The following is a 22,274-nucleotide window of genomic DNA, read 5'->3' on the forward strand; positions in this document are numbered from 1 at the left end:
CAAAAACTTTTATTATTTGTTAGACTTAAATTAGGGTAACACCGACAGGGATTATTATGTAACTTAAATTAAAGCCGAAAACCAAGGGTTTAATAGTTGCGCTATATCCATACGGTGGAACCAACTTTGTTGACATTTTTATTGGCGCTCGCGGGATATTCCGTCAGAGCTTTGGGAGATACCCCCTGGATGTGAAAGCATCTTGCATTGGCGATACAGAATTTGCTTTTGGTAGATTTTGGTAGCTAAAAAGTATCGGTTAACCTCTACCTCTCTACTCCATCTGCGTCCTTAGTTCAGTTGGTAGAACGCAGGTCTCCAAAACCTGATGTCGGGGGTTCGAGTCCTCCAGGGCGCGCTCAAAATTGGTAGAATACAAAAGTTAGGTGCGCTCTTACTTGGCGAATTAAATTCTCCAGGGGTCGCACCTGTGCTATGCCAGGGTTTACCTGAGCAAATCCAGTGGTAGTCCGTCAGTTGAGGGGGCTGAGTAGCAGAGTTTGACTCAACCATCAGGACTAGTGGATTATTGTGGCAGGGATCCTACCAGCTAGACTATTGCTGACGCAAGGAGCAGGAAATTGACACCTGTAAATCCCACTTGTGTCTTCTAATCCCTGGCTGGATTAACTCAGCAACATACGCACATAGCACTAAGCACCGACCATGGTAGACAAATTTTGGGTTTAAAGCCCCATCCTTCAACGGAGGGCTTTGAGTTATAATTAGACCTAGCGGTAAAGCGCATATATAAAAAGCGTAGTAGGTCTAGCGGACAGCTTCTGATCCGGAACCCTGGTAGCAAAAATCCTAAATCTTGTATAAATTTGGAAGCCGTAGCACGAGAATTCAATAAATATCTTTCGGTGGGCTTTCCGTTTGGCAAATTTAATTCGCCACGGGTCGCACCGTTCCAAACGCCGCCGGGCAGACGGTGTATGCTTGTGGAGGGTAAAGTCGTTGGACTCCCGGAGAAGCAAGAATCCTCGCTGCGTTATTCACGAGGAGTGTCAATGCGTTGATGGGGGAAAGGAGAAGTTGTGGCGAAGAAAACAAAAGCTGAACCAGAGACTAAAGAAACTGAATCTGGGTTTAACCTAGGTAAGTTCTTCAACGAAACCAAAGAAGAACTCGCTAAAGTCGTTTGGCCTTCTCGGCAACAGTTAATTAGCGAATCAGCAGCGGTATTGTTGATGGTCATTCTGTCTGCCACCATAATTTACTTGGTAGATGGTTTATTTTCCTGGGCATCAGGACAGGTATTTTGATGAGTTTTGCTGCAGACGAATCCCAAGATTTCGATCAACAGGTATCAAAACCTGCAGGTTCACGTTGGTACGCAGTCCAGGTTGCTTCTGGCTGTGAAAAACGGGTTAAAACGAACTTGGAACAGCGTATCCAAACCATGGATGTAGGGGACCGGATTTTGAAAGTGCAGATTCCCCAAACACCTACGGTTAAAATCCGTAAGGATGGTTCTCGGCAACACAGCGAAGAAAAAGTTTTCCCCGGCTATGTGTTAGTCCAGATGGTGATGGATGATGAAGCTTGGCAAGTTGTCAAAAACACACCAAATGTGATTAATTTTGTTGGGGCAGAACAAAAACGCAGCTACGGGCGTGGACGGGGACATGTTAAACCCGTACCCCTCAGCCCTGGCGAAGTGGAGCGGATCTTCAAGCAAGCCGAAGAGCAAGAGCCGATTGTCAAAGTAGATCTGGCAGTAGGGGACAAAATCATTGTGCTATCTGGTCCGTTTAAAGGATTTGAAGGGGAAGTGATTGAAGTTAGCCCCGAAAGGAGCAAACTCAAAGCGTTACTCTCGATCTTTGGGCGGGATACACCAGTAGAATTGGAGTTCAATCAGATTGAAAAAACAAGCTAGACCCTAGATCATGGCTAAAAAAGTTGTTGCATTGATTAAGTTAGCGCTCCCAGCTGGGAAAGCTAACCCAGCTCCCCCCGTCGGACCAGCACTCGGTCAGCACGGGGTCAATATTATGGCATTCTGTAAAGAGTACAATGCCAAAACTGCTGATCAAGCTGGTATGGTGATACCAGTAGAAATTTCAGTGTTTGAGGATCGAAGCTTTACCTTTATCCTCAAAACTCCACCAGCATCTGTACTGATTAAGAAAGCTGCTGGCATTGAGAAAGGTTCAGCACAACCCAACCGCACTAAAGCTGGCAGCCTTACTCGCTCCCAGCTGCAAGAAATCGCCCAAACTAAAATGCCTGACCTCAATGCCAATGATATAGAAGCGGCAATGAAAATTGTGGAAGGCACAGCTAGAAACATGGGTGTAGCCATAACCGATTAGAAGGATGCATAGAAAGAGTGAAGGATGAAGGATGAATTTACACTTTCAACTTTCAACTTTCAACTTTCAACTTTTAACTTTCAACTTTCAACTTTCAACTTTCAACTCCAATGTCTTAAAGTAAACCATAGAGGGGGAGGAGTTTTACTTCGCTAAGTACCCCAGGAGATCTAAATGCCCAAGAAACCATCGCGTCGATTACAAGAACTAAAAAAGAAGGTTGAAGAGCGACCTTATGAACCCATAGAAGCTCTCAAACTCCTCAAAGAAACAGCCACCGCCAAATTTTCGGAATCGGCTGAAGCCCATATTCGCTTAGGAATTGACCCAAAGTATACTGACCAGCAACTGCGCACTACAGTAGCTTTACCGAAGGGAACAGGTCAGACGATACGAGTAGCAGTGATTGCTCGGGGTGAAAAAGTCTCGGAAGCTACTAATTCAGGGGCAGACATTGCCGGTTCTGAGGAGTTAATTGCAGAAATTCAAAACGGGATGATGGATTTTGACCGGCTAATTGCTACGCCGGACATGATGCCCAAAGTAGCCAGATTAGGTCGTCTCCTCGGACCACGGGGCTTGATGCCTTCTCCTAAAGGTGGTACAGTTACTAATGACATAGCTCAGGCAATTCAAGAATTCAAAGCTGGTAAACTAGAATTTAGGGCTGACCGTACTGGCATTGTTCATGTTATGTTTGGTAAGGTATCCTTTAGCCCCGAAGACTTACTGGTGAATCTCAAAGCTTTGCAGGAAACTATCGACCGCCATCGCCCATCTGGCGCAAAAGGTCGGTATTGGCGCACTTTATATGTGTCTGCCAGCATGGGTCCATCGATTGAAGTGGACATTGCTATTCTGCGTGAACTCAAGCTTGAGGGTGCCGCTTAAAACAGAACACTGACGAGCGAGAGTTAGCCACCTACTAATTTATTGGGTGGCCAGGGATCGCGCCGGGATAAATCCCGGCTATCGTGTTAAAATAGAATTACGAGTAAGAATAAGGTTGGTTACGTTGATTTTTTGCTAGTATGGTGAGATTCCAGCCAGTAAGAGACGGGGTTGATCCTACGACTATGGAACAGGCAAGTAATGCAGCAAAAAGTAGTGATTTATTGCCCTGATTTGTTTGGTACAACCACTCCGAAAGTTATTTAAATGAAAAGTAAATCCACAGGTTAACTTCTATGTTAATCCGTTCGCGTAGCGTGGCCTACGGCCAGGGAGGTAGGGCAGTTTTGAATCTGCCGCAACGATATACTAGATTAACTTCTAGATCAGACCGTGAGCTTAGTGGAGCGCGGTTTTAAACCGCGCAACGACATCCGCTCAGAATCCCCGTCTTTTCAAAGCGGGGAGAGTTCAAAAACTAGAAAATTGAAGAAGGCTTGCGCTGAAGACAGCAGGAGTAACTAGCTTAATATCCTGCCGAGGTTAAAGTACTATGTATCATCTGCCCAGGCACTGATCCTACAGTGAGTTCTATAGCGGTAATGATACGACCCTTAACCCCGGCCAAGTCTCCGGGGTTTTAGTTTGGTTATTTGTTATCAGTGAGATCATCGACGGTTGAATACTTATCATTCTTGGTTGAGAGTCAATTGAAAATAAATAATATTTATTTTTATTTATTTTTATTTATTTTCAATGAACAATTAACCAATTAACACTTAACAAAATGGGTAGAACACTTGACGAAAAAAAGACAATTGTGGCGGAGCTCAAGCAAACCTTGAGTGAGTCTCAGTTGGCTGTAGTTATTGATTACCAGGGGCTGTCGGTTGCTGAAATTACCGATTTACGGAATCGTCTGCGTCCCACTGGCACGATTTGCAAGGTGACCAAAAACACCTTCATGCGGCTTGCGGTGGAAGAAGACGAAAACTGGCGGCCAATGACAGAATTCCTCAGTGGTACTTCAGCCTTTCTCCTGGTCAAAGACGATGTTGGTAGTGCCATCAGAGCTTACCAGGAGTTTAAGAAAACCGCCAAGAAGACTGAATTTCGCGGCGGCGTGATGCAAGGTCAAGCCTTGAATGAAGAGCAAGTTAAGGCAATTGCTGACTTGCCTTCTAAGGAGGAACTGATCGCGCAAGTTGCTGGAGCGATTAATTCTATCGCTACCAAACTTGCTGTCGGTATTAATGAGGTACCAGCCTCCTTGGGTCGTAGTATTAACGAGGTGCCAGCTTCTTTGGGTCGATGCATCCAAGGGGTTGCTGCCAAGGAAGAAGGCAACAGCTAGTACTCGGTTTTCCCCCTTCTGAGATTTGTACAACACTCAACTACAAGAGTTAAGTACAACACTCAACAAATTAAACAATTCACCTAAAAGGAGTTATATCAATGTCTGCTACAACTGATGAAATTCTCGAAAAATTAAAATCTCTCACTCTGCTAGAAGCTTCTGAGCTAGTTAAGCAGATCGAAGAGGCTTTTGGTGTCAGCGCTGCTGCTCCTGCTGGCGGTATGATGATGATGCCTGGTGCTATGGCTGGTGCTCCTGGAGCTGCTGAGGCTGAGCCAGAGGAAGAGAAAACTGAATTTGATGTGGTTCTAGAAGAGTTCCCCTCTGATAAGAAGATTGCTGTACTTAAGGTGGTGCGAGCAATCACTGGTTTGGGTCTCAAAGAAGCCAAAGAGTTGGTGGAATCTGCTCCTAAAGCGATTAAAGAGGCCATTGCTAAAGAGGCGGCTGAAGACGCTAAGAAGCAACTGGAAGAGGCTGGTGCTAAAGTTACCGTCAAGTAACATCTACCATCATGTCTGGTTGACTAATCATCATATCCCTTCTCGGGTAATGTAAGCATTCAGCGGTCAGCGGTCAGCCGTCAGCCGTCAGTGATTGGCCGTAGGCCACGCTACGCGAACAGCGGTCAGCTATCATGGTTATTTTATTCAAAAGCACCTCAAGTAGCTTGAGCCTACAGCCAATGGCTGTTAGTGTAGCGTGCCCATAGCGCATAAGCTGATAGCTGAAAGCTGTTCGCGTTCGCGGAGCGTGGCCATTCGCGTAGCGTGGCCAACGGCCAAGGCCAAGCGTGCGCGTAGCGCTTAAGCTGTTCGCGTAGCGTGCGCGTAGCGCTTAAGCTGATAGCTGAAGATTAGGGACTATTTGGTAAGTGATTAACCAGACTTGAGCTCAGTTGAATCAACCTCGATTTTTGGGGAGCCGACGCAATCGGCTCCTTTTTTTTGTGGAACGGACATCTTGTTTTTTGTGGAACGGGCATCTTGCCCGTTTGATTTTATGGAATGATTTGAATAGTTTTGTGGAACGGGCATCTTGCCCGTTTGATTTTCGGTTGAGGGGGTGACAAGCCAGCTCAACTTTTTGGCCTTGCTTAATAATGGAATGATTTGAATAGTTTTGTGGAACGGGCATCTTGCCCGTTTCATTTTCAGTTGAGGGGGTGACAAGCCAGCTCAACGGTGATGCGATCGCATAGCATCGCCTTCGGGGGAATCCCGCCTAGGGCTTGAGAAGACGCTGATTTCAATAACTCCATCCAGTCAGTGAATCCAGTCACCTCATGCAGTAATTAACTTCACCGGTTGATGTGATTTATATCACACCTTTATCTAACTAAATCGATAATAATGATTATTAGGGAAAATTATAAGATTAGTCAGCCAAGTCTTAGAATTTATCATTTCAGGGCAAAGCATCTGATTATATGCTCAGGATTATAAGCTCAGGGTAGCGCGTCTCTGGCTAAGAAAATATATCACTCAAGAAATATAATATCATCTCTGATTGACTAATTATCATATCCGAAATCAGGTAATTTGGAATTGGTAATTTGTATTTGGTGATTTTGAATTGGTAATTGGTAGTTGAGGATTACCCATTACTGATTACGCTTACCCAACAATCTATAGACTATTTTGGAAGTGATTAACCGCACTTGAACTAATAGATCAGTTCAGATCATTTATGTAAAGCTGTATCGGTTTCTTCAGCTAAACGTGAGATGCTCTTTGTGCCGTGTGTTTCACATTTAACTAGATTTTACGTGCATTTCTGCTGAAACTATTCGAGCAGAGGTCGCTGTCATCAGTAACCTAGAAGCAATTCTTTGCAAACGTAACGATTCACTCGTTTGCCTATAAGCCTTAGGGTTGCTTTGCCAGTAAACTGTGAACCTCTCTATCCTAATTTAGCATGTTACAAAGAAAATCGACACCGCTTATCCTACCAGAGGAAAATAAATTTCCAGACTGTCTGACGATGGAGCTTAAAGTTGAGCCAGTCTCGACAGGGATTTTTTCATCTCGCGATAGAGAGCAATTAAAGCTATACCTGACTATTCAATTTAATGAACAGTGGCTGCAGATGCTATTGGGTCGAGTTAGGTTCGGACTCAAAGGTGGAGAACTCAGGCTAAGGCTAAAAAATGGCAAGATACCTTTGGAAGCTCGTAACTTCAGTGGCTCATTTGAGCCTGCTGTTGAAAAACAGAGGAAGCAGCAAGAGAGTAAGGAAAATCACAGTAAAGTCGAGGCTTCTTGGGATAAAAATCAACCTGGAGTTAAAGCTAACCATGGTGAAAAGAATACAGGAGGGACAACAGATGGGTTTCAGTTCATTGACTATCAGATCACAACGAAGGGGTCAGAGGAAACTCCAGCTTGGGTTTTTGAGGTAAAAACGGGTCAACCCGTGTTTAAAGGATTACTCAAGGAAGTCGAGCTGGGAACAATAGATGTAATGGCAAAGCCGTGCTACATAGAAGCTACCTTTGAAGTTTTTAAACCAGATGTTCATGTGACTGGAGCTGAAGGGTTGTGGTCTCCCGAAATTAGTCGGGAAGAACGTGTAGTCTTAGATAGAAAGATTGCCTTACTGATTCTAGAGCACCAATTAAAACCTTATTTAAGTAAAGTGGTACTAAAGTATGACTAACGAACAATCTAAACCGGTGACTAACGAAAAATTCAACCAGGAGTTGGAAGAATTCATCAGAAGTGTTGAAGGCGCTAACACTACTAATTTTTCTCAACTGGCGGAGATAGCTGAACTAAATCTTTATGAAGACTTGGCTAGAGTTGACTTAAGCGGGGTTAACTTAGAAAACGTTAATCTGAATAATGCTGATTTAAGGGGAACGAATTTTAGGAATGCCAATCTAACTGGTGCTGATTTTAGGAATGCCAATCTAACCGGTGCTGACTTTAATGATGCTATTTTAGACAACGCTCAATTTGGTAATAATTCAGGGCTTACTGAGGATATTATATCTGCTCTCAAGGCTCAAGGGGCAATTTTTTTTGATGATTCTGAAGAATTCTTGCTTCCTACAGAAAAATTACATAATGTAGAAGCGCTCTGGAAGCAGGGTATCAAAAAAACTATTTTGATGATAGAGGAATTGAGTGATAAGGATGTAGAATGGATGATTGCTACAGGCAGCAAGAAAGAAATTATTGCTGATACTACGCTTATCGAAGAAGGGAAAGAGATTGATGCACTGTATATAGTGTTGGACGGACAGTTTACAGTTTCAGTTGGGGGCAGAGATATTGCTGAATTATCGGGAGGTGAAGTAGTAGGGGAAATGTCTTTTCTAAAACGAAGTTTACCTGCCGCTACTGTTACCGCTATAAATGACTCAGTAGTTTGGTCAATTTGTCGGCATAAGTTGCAGGAAAAGCTACAGCAAGATAAAGATTTTGCATCCCGTTTCTATAAAGCTACTTCTATTATTTTAGCTGATAGGTTACTCGGCCAATCTTATCAAAATCAATATTCCCAAATTCAGCCATTACCTAACTACTATTGCAGCCCTAAAAATCTTAATAATCAGGCTTATTTGAATCGTTATGATGCACAACAAAAATTATATTCTCTAATCAAAGGGATGTCGGACAAGTGCTTTAGTTAAACCCAACTATTTAGCACTTATCACATTTCTAAATTCGGTGAGGTACTTTTGTCCTAGGTGGCGCAGAAGTAGGGAGTAGGGAGTAGGGAGTAGGGAGTAGGGAGTAGGGATGGAGCGCTCCCCAGAAATTCTGGATTCTTATGATGACTTCAGCAATTCTGTCTACTGTCTACTCCTGAAAATAATTAGTTAAGACATAATTCGAGGGAGTGATAAAATCCTAAAAAGGGTGTTAGACAATCCTAGCATTAGAGAATGGGATTCGGCGTTCGCGCAGCGTGGCCTACGGCCACAGCCGAGGCTACGCGAACCCATGATTAATTTATTTCTATTTTATTGCCGCTAAAACTTTTGAATAGTCTATCATGGCAGCTAAAGGAATATTCATCATCACGTGAATAGTAGTCTTTAATCCAGGTTTGTAAAAATTCAAAATTCGCTTCTTGTTCTTTGGGAGTCTTATACTTATGGGGCTCCCATGGTCTGAGTCGATTGTTTTCTAGGCATTTTTTAACTCCAGGATTCAAAAATATCATCTCGGATGAATAGTTGGCGGCTGTTTCAATTAAACTACCGTAGCATCCTTCAATTATCCATCCAGGATTTTTTTGAATAAAGTCGATTAATAATCTCTCGCTTTCGGCATCTTCCCGTCTTACTCCTGGTAGATCGGGTATCCAAGTAATAGTATCTAGATCTAATATGGGTAAGCTTAACTCAACCTGCAATTTTAAGGCTAAGGTAGTTTTTCCCGCTCCAGAGTTGCCGAATATTAGTATCTTTCTCATGATAAATGAAATAGACAAAAGGTAAGCATATGCGCTACGGGCACGCTAAGGGAACAACCCTTAGCTATCAGCTATCAGGCGGGGAGCCTTGAGCACTAGAGTCTTGCTCAGGTAATTAGGATTGCTTTTTACTTTAAATCCGCTTCCCAAACACCAATGTAAATGCGATCGCTACCGTCTCGTTCAATCACACCCTGCAAGCGGTTATTATTACCACTGGAAAATTTATAGGTCTTAGACTCGCGCTGATATACATCTTTCAGCCCCTGTTTAATGTCAGTGGAGATGTTGTTACTGAGCAGCTTGTCTAAGGTCTGTGACATGATTTCTAGGTCAACGGATTGCGAAAAAGTAACTTCCGTTTGGCGCAGACGCCCAGAACTTCGATCAAACAAGTATCCTAGATCTACTTGATTGGGCACAACGTTTTTATAAAGGAAAGCGCGAGTCTTCCACATGCCGTTTGATTTTTTTGTGGGCTTGCCTAAAGCATATTCCACTGCTCTGCGCTGAGTTCCTGGGGGAAATTTGGGAATAGCCTTGAGCTGAGCAAGATTTTGGTTATTGGTATTGTTTTCTACGATGGGTGAAGGTTCGGTGATAGGTTTCCGTGTTGTTACTGGAACTGGTTTTACAGTAGTGTCTGGTTTGGATGGGGATGTTGGTGTTACCGGATCGGTTACCTTAGTTTCTGGTTTTGATATCGAGGGAGTAGTTACCGGATCAGTTACCTTAGTGTCTGGTTGTGATGGGTTTGATGGTGTGACCGGATCAGTTACGGCAGTTTCTGGTTGTGATGGGGATGATGGTGTGACCGGATCGGTTACGGTAGTCTCTGGTTGTGATGGGTTTGATGGTGTGACCGGATCGGTTACGGTAGTCTCTGGTTGTGATGGGTTTGATGGTGTGACCGGATCAGTTACGGTAGTCTCTGGTGTAGTTACTGGTGATGGATTATTGGTCTGGGACTGTGATGGGTATGATGGTGTTTCTGGTTTAGTTACTGGTGATTTGTCCTTGGTCTGGGACTGTGATGAAGATGAAATAGTCTCTGGTGATGGGTCTTTTGATGATACTTTTTTATCTTGCGATTCTTGAGAACTTGGCTTGTCTGGGTATGATGTTGATTTAGATTGATCATAGGATGGGACGGTCGTAGAGGGATTCAAGAACTTGTTGAATCCCGAACCAAATGCCACCACAATCAGTAATATACCGCCTCCGATTAAACCTCCCTTTAAAACTGCCTTGTAACTATCGTTTTGTTTTACAGTGACTGGTAATGGGCCTTTAATAGTGGACACTGAACCTTTATTGGCTGGTGGTGAGTCACCCGGGGAAATGGGGACTGTGGCTACCGTACCCTTGTTGGCTGTTGATGGGGCACCAGGAGAAATGGGGACTGTGGCTTCCGTAGGTGATGCAGGGTCAGATTGGAGAGCATCAAGCATTTGTCTGGCACTAATAAAGCGATCGCGTGGATGGAATCGAATCGCTTTGTCGAGCACTATTCCTAGGTTTGAATAAAGGGGTGGGGCATCTTGACGCCATAAAATCTCACCAGTCCTCTCATCTGTGTGGAATAGCTGTGGTATTTTACCCGTGAGCAACAAAATTGCTGTCAGCCCCAAACTGTATAGATCACTGCTATAGGTTGGGTGTCCTGCTGACTGTTCCGAAGACATATAGCCAGGAGTGCCAATTATAATTGATGCTGGGTGGGGGGTGCCAGAGTTGGTGACTACGGTACTCATTGCTTCTTTGACTGCACCAAAATCAATCAGAACTGGTACCCCATCTCGTTGGCGGATAATGATGTTATCTGGCTTAATGTCCCGATGAATGATACGGCGAGAGTGGACATACTCTAGAACCCTTAACAAACTAATTAGGAGTTCCCTAACTTCAATCTCAGTAAATTTTTTTCCCTGTCTAACCTGTGTTGTAAAGGTATTGCCTCGAATCCACTCTTGAACCAGGTAAAACTTTTCGGCTTCAGAGAAATAGGCATAAAGTCTCGGAATCTGGTCATGTCCTTCCCCTAAGGCTTCTAAAACAGCTGCTTCTCGTTGGAATCGCTCTTGGACGAGCTTGTAAGCTTTGGGATTATGGGCCAATGCCTTAAGTTGCTTAATCACACACCGCCGTCTTGAAGGCATATGGATATCTTCGGCGAGAAAGGTGTCACCGAACCCACCCGAACCTAGAGTCTCAAGGACACGGTAGCGATTGTTTAAGAGTTTTGGATTCATGACGGATTCAGGGACAATTCGGTTCGAAGTGTGGTCTTCATTCTAATGTTAAGCTGGTGTCCTATTCAATTGGATGGTTGAGCAATGAGTTATTGGTAATTATTCATTGCTCATTTGTCCATAACAGGAGACTGTGCTTCCTCAAAACCGACTCAGGACTGAAAACAGTTATTTGGCATTTTAGGGGGTGATTATATTAATCTATGCATAAAAGTCAATGATTATGATGAAATTAGTAATAATTCTTAATATTAACTGAACCCAACGTGGAAACAGATTTTACTCAACACAGTGCCAATACAGAAAAGCCTTGTGTTTTAGTGTGCCAACATAAGTCTTGTTTAGCAGCCGGTTCAGCTGAGGTGCTGGCTGCGTTCGAAGAAGCTGATCTTTCTGAGTTTAGCGTGATTGGTACAACTTGCCAGGGACAGTGTAGTTCTGGTCCAACAGTGCGGATTGTTCCGGAGGAGACTTGGTATTGCCGAGTCAAGCCACAAGATGTACCGGTAATTGTGGAACAACATCTCCAAGGGGGTAAGTTAGTAAGGGCAAAACTGCATCCCCGCATCCATATGAGTTTTGGGTATTAGCTATTAGGTATAGCAGTTTTCAAGGGTTTTAGGGAGTCGGGAGTCGGGAGTCGGGAGTCGGGATGGACTGGCGCACTCAGGACTGATTCACTCAGGACTAATCTCGCAATACGTAGCCAACACCGCGCACGGTTTGGACTAGACGGCTTTCGTTGTTGGCTTCTAGCTTCAGGCGCAAGTAGCGAATGTAAACTTCTATGATATTAGAGTCACCCATAAAGTCATAACCCCAGACTCTTTCGAGGATTTGCTCTCGGGTAAGGACTTGTCGGGGATGGGCAAGGAGATATTCGAGTAGATCAAATTCTTTGACAGTCAGTTCAATTAATCGCTGACCTCGATAGACCTCACGGGTGCTATGGTTTAAACTTAAGTCGGCAAATTGCAGGATGTTGGGGTCTTCGGTTTGATTGCGTCGCAGATGAGCTCGGACCCTGGCTAATAATTCCTCTACGCTGAAGGGTTTGACTACGTAGTCATCAGCACCAGCATCTAAACCACTAACGCGATCGCTTACTTCATCTTTAGCGGTTAATAAGATAATCGGCACCTGATTACCAGTAGTGCGCAGGCGTCGGCAAATTTCTGGTCCTGATATGCCCGGTAGCATCCAGTCGAGTATTACTAAATCTGGATTAGATTCCCGCGCTGCTCCCAAACCAGCTAAGCCATCGTAGGCAACACTAACCTCATAACCTTCGTACTTCAGTTCCAGTTCAATGAACTGGGCTAGTTTGGTTTCATCTTCGACAACTAAAATATGGTGGGTCATAATAGCTTGATGGTGTCTAGGCCAAACAACTGTAAGTTTTCAGGACTAATACAGAAATAATAACGGCTCTAACAATTCATGATATCTTCCACAACAATAGTTTTATAGTATTTTGCTATGGATAAATTTGGGAGATAATCGGTGCGTAGACTAATCTTTCGTTTAGGAATTGCATTCATAGTCGGCTTATTTGGGTTAATCAGCTACTTTACCACTGTCTCTGAGAATCCAGTCACTGGGGAAAAGCAGCGCATCCAACTTTCCCCCCGTCAGGAAGTGGTGATTGGGTTACAAGCACGGGGACAAATGGCGGCTCAACACGGTGGTCTTTACCAAGATAAAGCCCTTCAAGGATATATTTCTCAAGTGGGAGAGGGGATTGTCAAAAAGTCGGCAGCCTCTGGTTCACCTTATCCCTTTGAGTTCTATTTGTTGAGTGACCCCCGCACTGTGAATGCCTTTGCTTTACCAGGGGGACAAATTTTTCTGACTCTAGCCATGCTCAGGCGACTCAATACAGAAGCGCAGCTGGCCGGGGTGTTGGGCCATGAGATTGGTCACGTGGTGGGACGACATGGTGCAGAACATCTGGCCAAGCAGAAACTTGGGGTAGCATTGGTTAATGCTGTTGGTATTGCTGCCAGTGATGATGCCCAAAGTGGTAGGCAAGCAGCACTATTTGCCCAAGCCATTAATCAAATGGTTAGCCTTAAGTATGGACGCGAGGATGAATTAGAAAGCGATCGCCTGGGTTTTCGGTTTATGACACAAGCGGGCTATAACCCTAGGGGAATCGTTGAACTGATGCAAGTCCTTAACTCGATTCGACAGGGTGGACAACCACCGGAGTTTTTTAGTACTCACCCTAACCCTAGTAATCGGATTGAACAACTCCAGAGTCTGATTGCTAAAACTTACCCTAATGGTATTCCTGCTAATCTGCAAGAGGGTCGGGAGCGGTTTGCTCGGAATCTTAAACGGCAACGGTAAGGAGTGTGGTGCTAGATTAATCACCCTCAAGGTATACTCCTTTAGGATCTGGTTTCACATCTCCTTAACTAAATTTTTATGGCAGTTAATCAAGACACACTTTGGGAGCGTTTCTTATCCCCGATCATCTTTAGCTTGATTGATCAAGAAAAGCTGCTACAGTTTAACGAAACTATGGATTGGGAAGCTGAGTGCGATCGCTTCCGTAACCCTGAGCTAATCTATCCTGACTATTACAGCACTCAGAATTTCCATGGTATTGAAGGGGGCTACTTGAATGGAAGTGCAGCCACAAGCTACGACCCAATTACCCAATATGCGTTGCCCCCTAATGAAACCTGGGTGCGTCAGGGGTTGATTGATAGTATAGTAGGGAAGCCACGACGAATTCTGGATTTGGGCTGCGGCACCGGTTCCACAACCTTGATGTTAAAGCAGAGGTTTCCTGATGCCCAGGTGATTGGTCTGGACTTATCACCTTATATGCTGGTCATGGCTGACTACAAAGCTAACAAGGCTAATGTGGATATTCAGTGGCTTCATGGTATGGCTGAACAGACGGGTTTAGCTGATCAGTCTTTTGATCTAGTTACAGCATCACTGTTGTTTCACGAAACTCCACCTCAGGTAACTCAGTCGATTTTGCATGAATCCTTCCGACTGCTCCAAGGGGGAGGACAAGTTTTGATTCTAGACGGCAATCAGACTACGATCCGGGAGGCGAATTGGCTAACGGAAGTTTTTGAAGAACCCTATATCAAGGCTTACGCTAATGGTAGCGTTGATGCTTGGATGGGTGCAGCTAGTTTTGAAGCAGTGCGCACTACGCAATGGTGGTGGCTCCATCAAATAACTCAGGGTCTAAAACCTTTGCCAGTAGGTAAATCAGCTGTTTGGGAATCTCAATCTCAGGAGAGTTTTCCAGATGAAATTGCTTCACAAGGGGTGCCGGTTCCAGCGGTATAGTGCCTTTCTCAAGTAGTAAGCATTCAGCGTTCAGCGCTCAGCGCTCAGCAGACTTAACTCAGATAAATGAATGGTTACCTGTTTTATTCAAAAGTCAAGTAGCGTCGCACAGGCTAGAAGCCTGTGAGGTAACGCATAAGCTGATAGCTGATACGCGACACGCTGATAGCTGACCTCAAGTAAGCACTTGGACACAATTAACCTTGAATGTTAAGATTAGTAAAGTTTACTCTTAAAATAAGGGGATAGGCAAGGGGGAACGGGGAACAAAAAAGGGTTTATTAACGTTATTTTATTTATGTTTATCAACAAGATAAACATAATTTATCTCTAGGTACTTATGAGTTTGAAAGCAGTTCTGTTTGATTTTAACGGAGTAATAATCAATGATGAGCCGATTCACGAAAAACTAATTGAGGAAATTATTATTGGGGAAAATTTGCGTCCGGATTCCGAAGAGTTTCGACAGGTTTGTACAGGCAGAGGCGATCGCTCTTGTCTGCGAGAGTTACTTAAGCGTCGCGGTCGGGTGGTTACGGAGGATTACTTAAACCAGCTAATCACCCGCAAAGCTGCTGCCTATCAACGTCAGCTAGAAAGTATGGAAACCTTGCCCATTTATCCTGGTGTGGAGGATTTAATGGTTCAGATCCAGGGTGCTCAGATACCGATGGCTCTGGTGACTGGAGCACTGCGGAATGAGGCAGAAGTGGTGCTCCATCGCGCTGGTTTAGCTAACTATTTTAGTTTGATTGTTGCTGGTGATGATATTACTACTAGTAAACCGGAACCGGATGGCTATCTGCTAGCGGTAGAGCGGCTCAATCAAGCCTATGGTAACCTCAACTTGAAACCTGGGGAATGTCTAGTGATAGAAGATTCTTTGGCTGGAATTGAAGCAGCAAAGCGAGCTGGCATGCCAGTGGTAGGAGTGGCTAGTACCTATCCCCTTCATATGCTACAGCGTCACGCTAACTGGACTGTGGATTATTTGAATCAGCTGGAATTAGAACGAGTGCAGCAGGTCTCTTCTGGGGTATCACCTCAGCCAGTAGCAGAAATCTAGACCATACAAGGGCACAGGGATATTAGTCCCGGTGCTAGAATAAACATATAAATAAAAGTAATAAACCAAAGTACTAGGGGAATTGGCTCAGTTGGTAGAGCGCTGCGATCGCACCGCAGAGGTCAGGGGTTCGAATCCCCTATTCTCCATAGATAGCAGGTAAGCTATCAGCTATCAGTTTTCAGCCGTCAGCCGTCAGCCGTCAGCTTGGTGGCACAGGCTTAATGTTTGTGGCACAGGCTTTGACGCTGTGACATAACTCAGCATTATTCGAATGCTGACCTGTTTGATTCAAAAGCTGATAGCTGATCGCTGATAGCTGATAGCTGATAGCTTACATATTACCTATCCCTGAACTGGTTCAACCAATTGGTCAAATCCACTTCGGTTTCAAAATCCAACAAGGCTTCCCCTAAATCCTCAAACTGGGAAAAGGATAATTGCTCAATTTGATGCTGTAATTGGGGATTGAGCTGACCTAGGCGACGGTTAAGTAGACGGATAATTAAATTAAGCTCATTGCGCTTTCCTTGTTCTAATCCTTGTTCTAATCCTTGTTCTAATCCTTGTTCTAATCCTTGTTCTAATCCTTGTTCTAATCCTTGTTCTAATCCTTGTTCTAATCCTTGTTCTAATCCTTGTTTTAATCCTTGTTTTAATCCTTGTTCTAATCCTTGTTCTAATCCTTGTTCTAATCCTTGTTTTAATCCTTGACTAATAATGCGTTGATAAACCACCGACTCTTGCATCATATCCTCCCGAAAATAAGCTTGAATTAACTGCTCATCAAATTTCACCCCAGCCAACAGTTGCACGCAAGCAGACAGGTTACGCTGCTGTTGTCTATCTTCAATCATATCGATTTTGGCTGCTACCTGGGAGAGTAATGTTTCTGGGACTTCAGCTTGTGCTAACACTGCCAAGGGTAGTAACCCTGGCGTTGTCAGTAACGGTTGTGGATCACATTCCCAAATCCGAATCACTCGGTAGTGGAAGGATAGGTTCGGTTCGGTAAATTGATTCACAAATACTCCCGCTAATCGGGTTGGTTTCAGAAAAATTATTACCTGGTCAATCTTACAGCGATACTGGCGATACAACCTCACCCAATAATCAATCATCCGCAGGGGTAACGGAGGTTCAGATTGGGGTAGGGTTTGAAATTCTAGATGCAAAATAGCATCAGCAACTCGCACAAAAAACAAGGCATCTGCCCGAATTGGTTCTGTACTTAATTCGGTGTTGAGAATTTCTATATCTTCTGGTGGTTCCTGGTTCCACAACCAACGGGTAAAGGATTGGGGATATTGTTCCACCAAATATTTCAGGGTACTGTCATAACTCATAACACATAATAAAAACCGGAAGTTACAGGTTACAGGTTAGTTTAGATTACAGGTTAGTTTAGATTTAATTTCATGAAGGGTCAATTGGCTATAATAGTAGATTATGCTCGTCTATAGTAATCTTGCTCACTTAGGCAAGTGCGATCGCATAAGCCTCTGAGCCTCGTAAATATCTAAATCTAAAATACTTATCCAACATTCCGCCGGAACTCGGCAGGGGTGTGCCCGGTCCAACGCTTGAAGGCTCTGCGGAATGCACGATCTTCTGAGTAACCCAGCAAACAAGATATGGCTTCGATACTGAGTCTGGGGTCACTGAGGAACTGTTGTGCGTTTGCTTGACGAGTTTCGTCTAACAATTGCCGAACGGTGATACCATGGTCTTGGGTCAAGCGTTGTAAAGCACGAAGACTCATGTTCATCTTTCGTGCTAGAGCCTCTGCACCATATTCAGAACGTTCAGCATTGTGAGCGATCGCATCACGGACTCTAGATAGTTCCGGAGAATCACTAGAACCTGCTAACCGTTCTCGCACCAGGTCTAGATGGCTCTGGATATAACGAAATAGATCCGGATCAGGCTGTTTGGTGGGTAGGTCTAGGGCCCCTTGACGAAAGACAAAGGCATTGTGGGATTGTTGAAAGCATACTGGGGTACCAAAGAACTCCTCATAAACCTGGATTGGTCCGAAGGGCAGGTGATTAAAGTCCACGCGCACAAGGAGATCATCCGCTCCCAGAATTTCCCGCATATAGCGCAACCCCAAAGCTAGTCCCACTTCAGCCGCGCAACCCCCATCCTCGGCATCCATCGGATGATGCATTTGTAAAATTCCCTCTGAGGAGGACTCAATCAGGGCGATGTGCAGTTGATCCGATAGCACAGACCGATAGCGCACTAAGTTCTGCAACGCTTGTCTGAGATTTTCAGCATATCTAGCTCCATAGGCTAGTGTTCCAAAGTATGAGAAGGGAGTAGCACTGGCCATGTGGAGTGCGATCGCTTCTCCTGGGTAAGCCTTGGTCAGTAAGCGCCATACCGTTGGTACCAGGTGTTGAGACAGGTGGGCATCGGGATCGAGCAGATCGGTACGGGTTAGTCCTGTGGCGGCAGTGATCTGTTCCATGTCCACTCCCCGTGCCACTGCATAAGCTACGGTACTCGCCACCACGCTAGCTAGCATTTCGGGTTTGTGCAATCTGTCGCGAAATGTCCGTTTTGGTGCGCCCATTGTCCTTATCACACCTCTGTTAAAGATGGCAATTTGGTTATAGAAAGCTCTTAAGCATTCAGCTCTCAGCTCTCAGCCGTCAGCTTAAAACAAGCTATTCGACTGATCAGTTCAACGGACTCAAAGCCAAAGACTATAAATTCCTAGCTTGGGCGTTCCCGTAGCGTAGCCGAAAGGCCAGGGAACTGAGATTAAACGAATGCTTAGCTCTTTCATTCAAAAGCTGATAGTAGCACAGGCTTCGACGCTGGGAGTTAGCCCATTAGCTGTTCGCGTAGCGTGCGCGTAGCGCTTAAGCTGAATGCTTACTATTTCAAAACCATTATAGTGCCCCATGAGCTGCATTATTGGTTTGCCATTTGTAAGGCATTTGATGACAGGGTTGCACCTTTAAATTTAGTCAAGAAATTTTTCAGTAAAGCGAGATTAAAGGAGTAGAACAATGAGTGAATACAATGTAAACGATCGATTTGATGCCCAGGATCTCCTTAAGAAACCTGGTGAAGGAGAAAGGACAGCCACCGACATGATAATCATGGCCCGATCCAGAGACATGGGTGGTGATTTCTCAGTGATGCAGGGTGTGATCAATCCCGGTCACTTGCTGTCACCCCACAGCCATAAGTTTTGCGATCAACTGGTCTACGTGATCTCCAGTGAACTTGTGTTCGAGATTGGCGGTGCAGATGGACTAAGGTTCACAGCTCCTGCGGGAAGCTACGTCCAAAAGCCACGGGGCATTGTCCATGCTTTCTGGAACTCCACCGATACACCGGCTCATTACATCGAGCTGTCAGGTCAGGAAACCTTTGAGGGGTTTGTTGACTCCTTGAAGGGGGGCGATCGCAAGGGTCTCGCGAACGCAGAGCGGGACTGGGGCATGGTTTTTGCTCTCGACGAAATTCCAAGGCTGATCAAGGATAACAACCTCACGGGCCTCGCCATGTCCGAGACTCCCGACTTACCCCATCTACCTAATCTTCCCGAACCAGTGGCAAAGCTGTTTAGCAATATGAAGTTGCGCTAGAAAATCTTGTAGGGTGGGCAAAAATTGTTTGGTTCTTTTGAGTTTTGTAGATAAAAGAACGTTGCCCACCCTACTTTAATGGCGTTGCTGAATCAAGGAATGAATACGCGATCATCTGGTTTTGGTCAAGCCCCCGTGGGTCCCCCAACTTTGCGGTGCGACCCAAGGGCGATTTACTCGCCCTAGGAGGCGCGCACCGGAAGGGACGCAAGAAAGTCTTATTCCCCCCAAGCGAGCAATCCCTCGCTTGGGGGGCTAGGGGGGCAAAACCATACCCAGAATCAGCAACGCCATTTTTTTTACTTGTAGGAATGGGGAGATAGGAAAATGGGTAGGTTGTTGAGAATTCTAGGGATAGCGATCGCATCGGCTTATTTTGCCTCGATGTTAGCACTTAGCAGTGCCACAGCAACCATCCCTACACCGCCATCTCCCTCCTTTGCAAGGAATTTTACTGGGCAAACAGCGATAATCTCAGCCCAAGCTATGGAATCATCAAGGGTTCAACCTGCTATACCGGTCAAGGCTGAGATTGATGCTAAAACTGAAGTGTTGTTTGAGCAACTTTTTGAGGGATTTGGGGCATTCAATATCCTGATTATCTTTTTACTTACCGTCGGTCCGCTCAAACTAATTGTACCCTTTGTCAAGCTGACAGCTAATGCTGATCCGGCCTTGCGTCGCCAGCTTGCTTTACGGGGGTTTGGCATATCCACCTTAGTTATTTTTGCGGTAGCACTACTTTGCCAAAATGTTCTGAAAGCCTGGCAAATCGATCTCTCAGCAATGCTAATCGCAACAGGTATTATCCTTTTTTTAGTGGCTCTGCGAACAGTATTATCCCAGTATAATCACCACCAAAATAACGAGCACTCGCCTGTAAATCCTTCTCTGAAATTAACGATTAATCCTTTAGTTTTTCCCAGTATTTTAACTCCCTATGGCATTGCTGTTGTGGTGACCATTAGCGCCATGTTCGGACGGATGGCAATTGCTCCCGGTTCTATGTTTTTGCTATTATTTGTGGTAATGGTACTAAACTTAGGAGTGATGTTGGTCGCCCATCCCCTTTTGAATCTCATCAAACCCGTCACTCTAAGAGTGCTTGGTTTTGTGTTTGGGGTGATGCAGGTGGCTCTGGGACTAGATATGATTTTGACGGGAGTGAAACTGGAAGCGATCGCACTGAAATTTCTTCTAGGGTTGTAACATAATCGGCGTTGCTGATTCTGAGTATGGTTTCGCCCCCCTAGCCCCCCAATTCTGGGGGGAAAAAAACTCTAAAAGTCCCTTCCGGTGCGCGCCTCCTAGGGCGAGTAAATCGCCCTTGGGTCGCACCGCAAAGTTGGGGGACCCACGGGGGCTTTAAGAAAACCAGATGATCGCGGATTCATTCCTTAATTCAGCAACCCCACATAATCGACCCATAATTACCCGATCTCACCACATACTTCCCATAAATTTCCCTATTCCCGATCACAGACCAAGCTGTTGTCGCAACGCATCGGGCATATTCTCGGCTTTGTCCAAACCTGTAGCATTTTTCCACTTCGTCTGTCGATTCCAAGAGATGCCTTCAAGGTTAGCACTAGTTAGATCTGCACCAGTCAAGTCCATACCATTAAGGTTTGCATCTGTGAGATCTGCACCACTGAGGTCCGCATGTTTGAGGTTTGCACCATTGAGCTTTGCATATCTGAAATCTGAACCAGTCAGGTTCGCACTAGTGAGGTCTGCACCAGTGAGATCCGCACCCATGAAGTTGGCACCACTGAGATCAGCATTCCTGAGATCAGCATTCCTGAGCTCAGTAATACTCAGGTTGGTTTTACTGAGGTTCGCTCTAATTAGCAATGCTTTACTAAGCTTGGCTGTATTAAGGTTAGCTCTCGCAAGATTGGCTTTAGTTAGATCAGCTCCCGTAAGATTAGCTCCAGTAAGTTCAGCGTCATTGAGACTAGCTTGATGAAGTATAGCATTCGCCAAGTCAATGTCAATCAAATCGGCATTTGGGGCATCCAGCCCCCTCATGGAAACACCATAGTTGTTCAAAACCTCAAGGGCTTTTACTCTGGCATGACTAGTAGCTACTCCTGCTCCTGCGGCATTATCGACAATTTGCCATGCCTCATAGATTATCCTTTTTCTGCGCTCTAGACCTTCAAGCATGTAAAGAGACGCTCCAAATAAAAGAGCGAAACCTTCAAGATTTTGCACTTTAGAGACGAACAATAGTTGCTTTACCAAACAAAACCCGTCTGAATCTTGAGGTGAGCAAACTTGTTCGGTTTCAGTTGTCTTTGGCTCCAATGACGTTTCAGTTGTTTTTGGTTCGAATAACGTTTTAGTTATTTTTTGCTCCAATACACTTAATCCCACTAGAAAGAAGTAAGCAATAATGAAGGAAAGCACTACACGAAGCCAGATATTGCTTAGATACTTTTCGCTTTTGGGAACCACTACACGAAGCCAGACATTCCTTAGACGCTTGTTTAATAAGCCAATCACCTGTATCCTTATTTACTAAAAGTCCTGATCTTATTTGCAGTATATAGCAGGTCTTAATTGAGAGAGGTAATTTCGTCCTAGGTTGCGCGGGAGTAGGGAGTAGGGAGTAGGTAACTTCGGAATAGCTATACAGCTTTGGCAAAAGGCATTGCCACCATGAGCAACTGCCGTGGTTTCCCATGAGCAACTTCCCGTTGAGATTGGTTTTAGCACTTTTGGCTTATTTGAATTGGTCAATACATGAGTGCGTATTGTTATAATATGCTATAAGCAAAATAGTATCCCCCCCTGCGCCCGCGCCCCATAATTTGGTGAAAGGGTATTGCAGCTGTTACCCCCTTATAGATTGGGGGATGGGTACCTTGGGTGGAATTTTGCAGGTGGCGCTCTAGCCATCAGAATGCCTGGGAATTTGTCCTGCTTAACAAGGGATAGCTCCTGAAGGGCATCGGGAGCAGGTCAAAGTTGGCTAAAAAATCAACTATATATAGAGTTTTTCGTTCTTATGAGGGACAATCAGTGTCTTGATGC

At 44.8% G+C, this 22,274-nt stretch carries 23 protein-coding genes, 2 tRNA genes and 1 other annotated feature; of the genes, 16 read left to right on the forward strand and 9 right to left on the reverse strand.

What is annotated here, in order from left to right:
* Positions 1-285: 285 nt before the first annotated feature.
* The 7 genes from LYNGBM3L_RS26970 to rplL all read left to right on the forward strand — a co-directional run bounded on the left by LYNGBM3L_RS26970 (position 286) and on the right by rplL (position 5,072).
* Positions 286-358, forward strand: a tRNA-Trp gene (locus tag LYNGBM3L_RS26970).
* Between the two features lie 682 nt (positions 359-1,040).
* A complete protein-coding gene (gene secE, locus LYNGBM3L_RS26975; RefSeq protein ID WP_008188891.1) occupies positions 1,041-1,268 on the forward strand; it encodes a preprotein translocase subunit SecE in 228 nt (75 codons plus the stop codon).
* Positions 1,268-1,885 carry a transcription termination/antitermination protein NusG gene (gene nusG / locus LYNGBM3L_RS26980; protein WP_008188893.1) on the forward strand — a complete coding sequence of 206 codons (618 nt, stop codon included), beginning with the start codon at positions 1,268-1,270 and terminating at the stop codon, positions 1,883-1,885. The genes secE and nusG overlap by 1 nt, the downstream gene beginning before the upstream one ends.
* Before the next feature lie 10 nt (positions 1,886-1,895).
* Positions 1,896-2,321, forward strand: coding sequence for a 50S ribosomal protein L11 (gene rplK, locus LYNGBM3L_RS26985; RefSeq protein WP_008188895.1), 426 nt, complete (start codon positions 1,896-1,898; stop codon positions 2,319-2,321).
* Between the two features lie 174 nt (positions 2,322-2,495).
* On the forward strand, positions 2,496-3,212 hold the full coding sequence (gene rplA, locus LYNGBM3L_RS26990; protein WP_008188897.1) for a 50S ribosomal protein L1: 717 nt from the start codon (positions 2,496-2,498) through the stop codon (positions 3,210-3,212).
* 484 nt (positions 3,213-3,696) lie between these two features.
* Positions 3,697-3,865, forward strand: a sequence feature (ribosomal protein L10 leader region).
* 134 nt (positions 3,866-3,999) lie between these two features.
* On the forward strand, positions 4,000-4,566 hold the full coding sequence (gene rplJ / locus LYNGBM3L_RS26995) for a 50S ribosomal protein L10 (protein ID WP_008188899.1): 567 nt from the start codon (positions 4,000-4,002) through the stop codon (positions 4,564-4,566).
* A 101-nt stretch (positions 4,567-4,667) separates the two neighbouring features.
* Positions 4,668-5,072, forward strand: coding sequence for a 50S ribosomal protein L7/L12 (gene rplL / locus LYNGBM3L_RS27000; protein ID WP_008188901.1), 405 nt, complete (start codon positions 4,668-4,670; stop codon positions 5,070-5,072).
* 375 nt (positions 5,073-5,447) lie between these two features.
* Here rplL and LYNGBM3L_RS27005 read toward each other — a convergent pair whose 3' ends face one another.
* Entirely contained in the window at positions 5,448-5,720 is a 273-nt protein-coding gene (locus LYNGBM3L_RS27005; protein ID WP_008188903.1) for a hypothetical protein, read from the reverse strand.
* Between the two features lie 2 nt (positions 5,721-5,722).
* Positions 5,723-5,851 carry a hypothetical protein gene (locus LYNGBM3L_RS49040; RefSeq protein WP_267872105.1) on the reverse strand — a complete coding sequence of 43 codons (129 nt, stop codon included), beginning with the start codon at positions 5,849-5,851 and terminating at the stop codon, positions 5,723-5,725.
* A 635-nt stretch (positions 5,852-6,486) separates the two neighbouring features.
* Here LYNGBM3L_RS49040 and LYNGBM3L_RS27010 point away from each other — a divergent pair.
* Positions 6,487-7,227: a hypothetical protein gene (locus LYNGBM3L_RS27010; protein ID WP_008188904.1), complete on the forward strand. Its 741-nt coding sequence runs from the start codon at positions 6,487-6,489 to the stop codon at positions 7,225-7,227.
* Positions 7,220-8,206, forward strand: coding sequence for a pentapeptide repeat-containing protein (locus LYNGBM3L_RS47920; RefSeq protein WP_008188905.1), 987 nt, complete (start codon positions 7,220-7,222; stop codon positions 8,204-8,206). Before LYNGBM3L_RS27010 ends, LYNGBM3L_RS47920 begins: the two co-directional genes overlap by 8 nt.
* A 317-nt stretch (positions 8,207-8,523) precedes the next feature.
* Here the strand turns inward: LYNGBM3L_RS47920 and LYNGBM3L_RS27020 are convergent, their stop codons facing one another.
* Together LYNGBM3L_RS27020 and LYNGBM3L_RS35120 are read right to left on the reverse strand one after the other, a co-directional pair.
* Positions 8,524-8,994, reverse strand: coding sequence for a P-loop NTPase family protein (locus LYNGBM3L_RS27020; protein WP_008188906.1), 471 nt, complete (start codon positions 8,992-8,994; stop codon positions 8,524-8,526).
* A gap of 128 nt (positions 8,995-9,122) precedes the next feature.
* The gene (locus tag LYNGBM3L_RS35120; protein WP_008188907.1) at positions 9,123-11,246 is read right to left on the reverse strand and encodes a serine/threonine protein kinase; all 2,124 of its coding nucleotides are present in this window, start codon (positions 11,244-11,246) and stop codon (positions 9,123-9,125) included.
* Between the two features lie 266 nt (positions 11,247-11,512).
* On the opposite strand from LYNGBM3L_RS35120, the gene LYNGBM3L_RS27030 reads away from it, so the two are divergent.
* On the forward strand, positions 11,513-11,836 hold the full coding sequence (locus LYNGBM3L_RS27030) for a (2Fe-2S) ferredoxin domain-containing protein (protein WP_008188915.1): 324 nt from the start codon (positions 11,513-11,515) through the stop codon (positions 11,834-11,836).
* A gap of 97 nt (positions 11,837-11,933) precedes the next feature.
* Here LYNGBM3L_RS27030 and LYNGBM3L_RS27035 read toward each other — a convergent pair whose 3' ends face one another.
* Positions 11,934-12,608 (reverse strand): response regulator transcription factor, encoded by a 675-nt coding sequence (locus LYNGBM3L_RS27035; RefSeq protein WP_008188917.1) that lies wholly within the window; start codon positions 12,606-12,608, stop codon positions 11,934-11,936.
* A 141-nt stretch (positions 12,609-12,749) separates the two neighbouring features.
* Here LYNGBM3L_RS27035 and LYNGBM3L_RS27040 point away from each other — a divergent pair, with 141 nt between their 5' ends.
* The 4 genes from LYNGBM3L_RS27040 to LYNGBM3L_RS27055 all read left to right on the forward strand — a co-directional run bounded on the left by LYNGBM3L_RS27040 (position 12,750) and on the right by LYNGBM3L_RS27055 (position 15,779).
* Positions 12,750-13,598: a M48 family metallopeptidase gene (locus LYNGBM3L_RS27040; RefSeq protein ID WP_008188919.1), complete on the forward strand. Its 849-nt coding sequence runs from the start codon at positions 12,750-12,752 to the stop codon at positions 13,596-13,598.
* A gap of 78 nt (positions 13,599-13,676) precedes the next feature.
* The gene (locus LYNGBM3L_RS27045; RefSeq protein ID WP_008188920.1) at positions 13,677-14,564 is read left to right on the forward strand and encodes a class I SAM-dependent methyltransferase; all 888 of its coding nucleotides are present in this window, start codon (positions 13,677-13,679) and stop codon (positions 14,562-14,564) included.
* Between the two features lie 340 nt (positions 14,565-14,904).
* Positions 14,905-15,630: an HAD family hydrolase gene (locus LYNGBM3L_RS27050; RefSeq protein WP_008188921.1), complete on the forward strand. Its 726-nt coding sequence runs from the start codon at positions 14,905-14,907 to the stop codon at positions 15,628-15,630.
* 76 nt (positions 15,631-15,706) lie between these two features.
* Positions 15,707-15,779 (forward strand) — tRNA-Ala (locus LYNGBM3L_RS27055).
* A gap of 192 nt (positions 15,780-15,971) precedes the next feature.
* Here LYNGBM3L_RS27055 and LYNGBM3L_RS27060 read toward each other — a convergent pair.
* A complete protein-coding gene (locus LYNGBM3L_RS27060) occupies positions 15,972-16,976 on the reverse strand; it encodes a DUF4351 domain-containing protein (RefSeq protein WP_008188923.1) in 1,005 nt (334 codons plus the stop codon).
* A gap of 188 nt (positions 16,977-17,164) precedes the next feature.
* Positions 17,165-18,160 (reverse strand): AraC family transcriptional regulator, encoded by a 996-nt coding sequence (locus LYNGBM3L_RS27065; RefSeq protein ID WP_202799268.1) that lies wholly within the window; start codon positions 18,158-18,160, stop codon positions 17,165-17,167.
* Positions 18,161-18,743: 583 nt separating this feature from the next.
* Here LYNGBM3L_RS27065 and LYNGBM3L_RS27070 point away from each other — a divergent pair.
* Both LYNGBM3L_RS27070 and LYNGBM3L_RS27075 read left to right on the forward strand, forming a co-directional pair.
* Complete coding sequence (locus LYNGBM3L_RS27070) at positions 18,744-19,235, forward strand: cupin domain-containing protein (protein WP_202799269.1); 492 nt, start codon at positions 18,744-18,746, stop codon at positions 19,233-19,235.
* Positions 19,236-19,562: 327 nt separating this feature from the next.
* A complete protein-coding gene (locus LYNGBM3L_RS27075; protein WP_048815341.1) occupies positions 19,563-20,444 on the forward strand; it encodes a MarC family protein in 882 nt (293 codons plus the stop codon).
* A 267-nt stretch (positions 20,445-20,711) separates the two neighbouring features.
* On the opposite strand, the gene LYNGBM3L_RS27080 is transcribed toward LYNGBM3L_RS27075, so the two are convergent.
* Positions 20,712-21,743 (reverse strand): pentapeptide repeat-containing protein, encoded by a 1,032-nt coding sequence (locus LYNGBM3L_RS27080; RefSeq protein WP_008188934.1) that lies wholly within the window; start codon positions 21,741-21,743, stop codon positions 20,712-20,714.
* A gap of 30 nt (positions 21,744-21,773) precedes the next feature.
* Complete coding sequence (locus LYNGBM3L_RS41895) at positions 21,774-21,980, reverse strand: hypothetical protein (RefSeq protein WP_131827127.1); 207 nt, start codon at positions 21,978-21,980, stop codon at positions 21,774-21,776.
* Positions 21,981-22,274: the final 294 nt, after the last annotated feature.

The sequence above is a fragment of the Moorena producens 3L genome (assembly GCF_000211815.1).
GTDB lineage: Bacteria > Cyanobacteriota > Cyanobacteriia > Cyanobacteriales > Coleofasciculaceae > Moorena > Moorena producens.

Coding starts and splice junctions, on each gene's coding strand:
- rplJ (WP_008188899.1), top strand. CDS start 4,000: ATGGGTAGAACACTTGACGAAAAAAAGACAATTGTGGCGGAGCTCAAG.
- LYNGBM3L_RS35120 (WP_008188907.1), bottom strand. CDS start 11,246: ATGAATCCAAAACTCTTAAACAATCGCTACCGTGTCCTTGAGACTCTA.
- LYNGBM3L_RS27070 (WP_202799269.1), top strand. CDS start 18,744: ATGGCCCGATCCAGAGACATGGGTGGTGATTTCTCAGTGATGCAGGGT.
- LYNGBM3L_RS27035 (WP_008188917.1), bottom strand. CDS start 12,608: ATGACCCACCATATTTTAGTTGTCGAAGATGAAACCAAACTAGCCCAG.
- LYNGBM3L_RS27045 (WP_008188920.1), top strand. CDS start 13,677: ATGGCAGTTAATCAAGACACACTTTGGGAGCGTTTCTTATCCCCGATC.
- LYNGBM3L_RS27060 (WP_008188923.1), bottom strand. CDS start 16,976: ATGAGTTATGACAGTACCCTGAAATATTTGGTGGAACAATATCCCCAA.
- LYNGBM3L_RS27010 (WP_008188904.1), top strand. CDS start 6,487: ATGTTACAAAGAAAATCGACACCGCTTATCCTACCAGAGGAAAATAAA.
- rplL (WP_008188901.1), top strand. CDS start 4,668: ATGTCTGCTACAACTGATGAAATTCTCGAAAAATTAAAATCTCTCACT.
- rplK (WP_008188895.1), top strand. CDS start 1,896: ATGGCTAAAAAAGTTGTTGCATTGATTAAGTTAGCGCTCCCAGCTGGG.
- nusG (WP_008188893.1), top strand. CDS start 1,268: ATGAGTTTTGCTGCAGACGAATCCCAAGATTTCGATCAACAGGTATCA.
- rplA (WP_008188897.1), top strand. CDS start 2,496: ATGCCCAAGAAACCATCGCGTCGATTACAAGAACTAAAAAAGAAGGTT.
- LYNGBM3L_RS27050 (WP_008188921.1), top strand. CDS start 14,905: ATGAGTTTGAAAGCAGTTCTGTTTGATTTTAACGGAGTAATAATCAAT.
- LYNGBM3L_RS27005 (WP_008188903.1), bottom strand. CDS start 5,720: ATGAAACGGGCAAGATGCCCGTTCCACAAAACTATTCAAATCATTCCA.
- LYNGBM3L_RS27075 (WP_048815341.1), top strand. CDS start 19,563: ATGGGTAGGTTGTTGAGAATTCTAGGGATAGCGATCGCATCGGCTTAT.
- LYNGBM3L_RS27065 (WP_202799268.1), bottom strand. CDS start 18,160: ATGCTAGCTAGCGTGGTGGCGAGTACCGTAGCTTATGCAGTGGCACGG.
- LYNGBM3L_RS47920 (WP_008188905.1), top strand. CDS start 7,220: ATGACTAACGAACAATCTAAACCGGTGACTAACGAAAAATTCAACCAG.
- LYNGBM3L_RS27020 (WP_008188906.1), bottom strand. CDS start 8,994: ATGAGAAAGATACTAATATTCGGCAACTCTGGAGCGGGAAAAACTACC.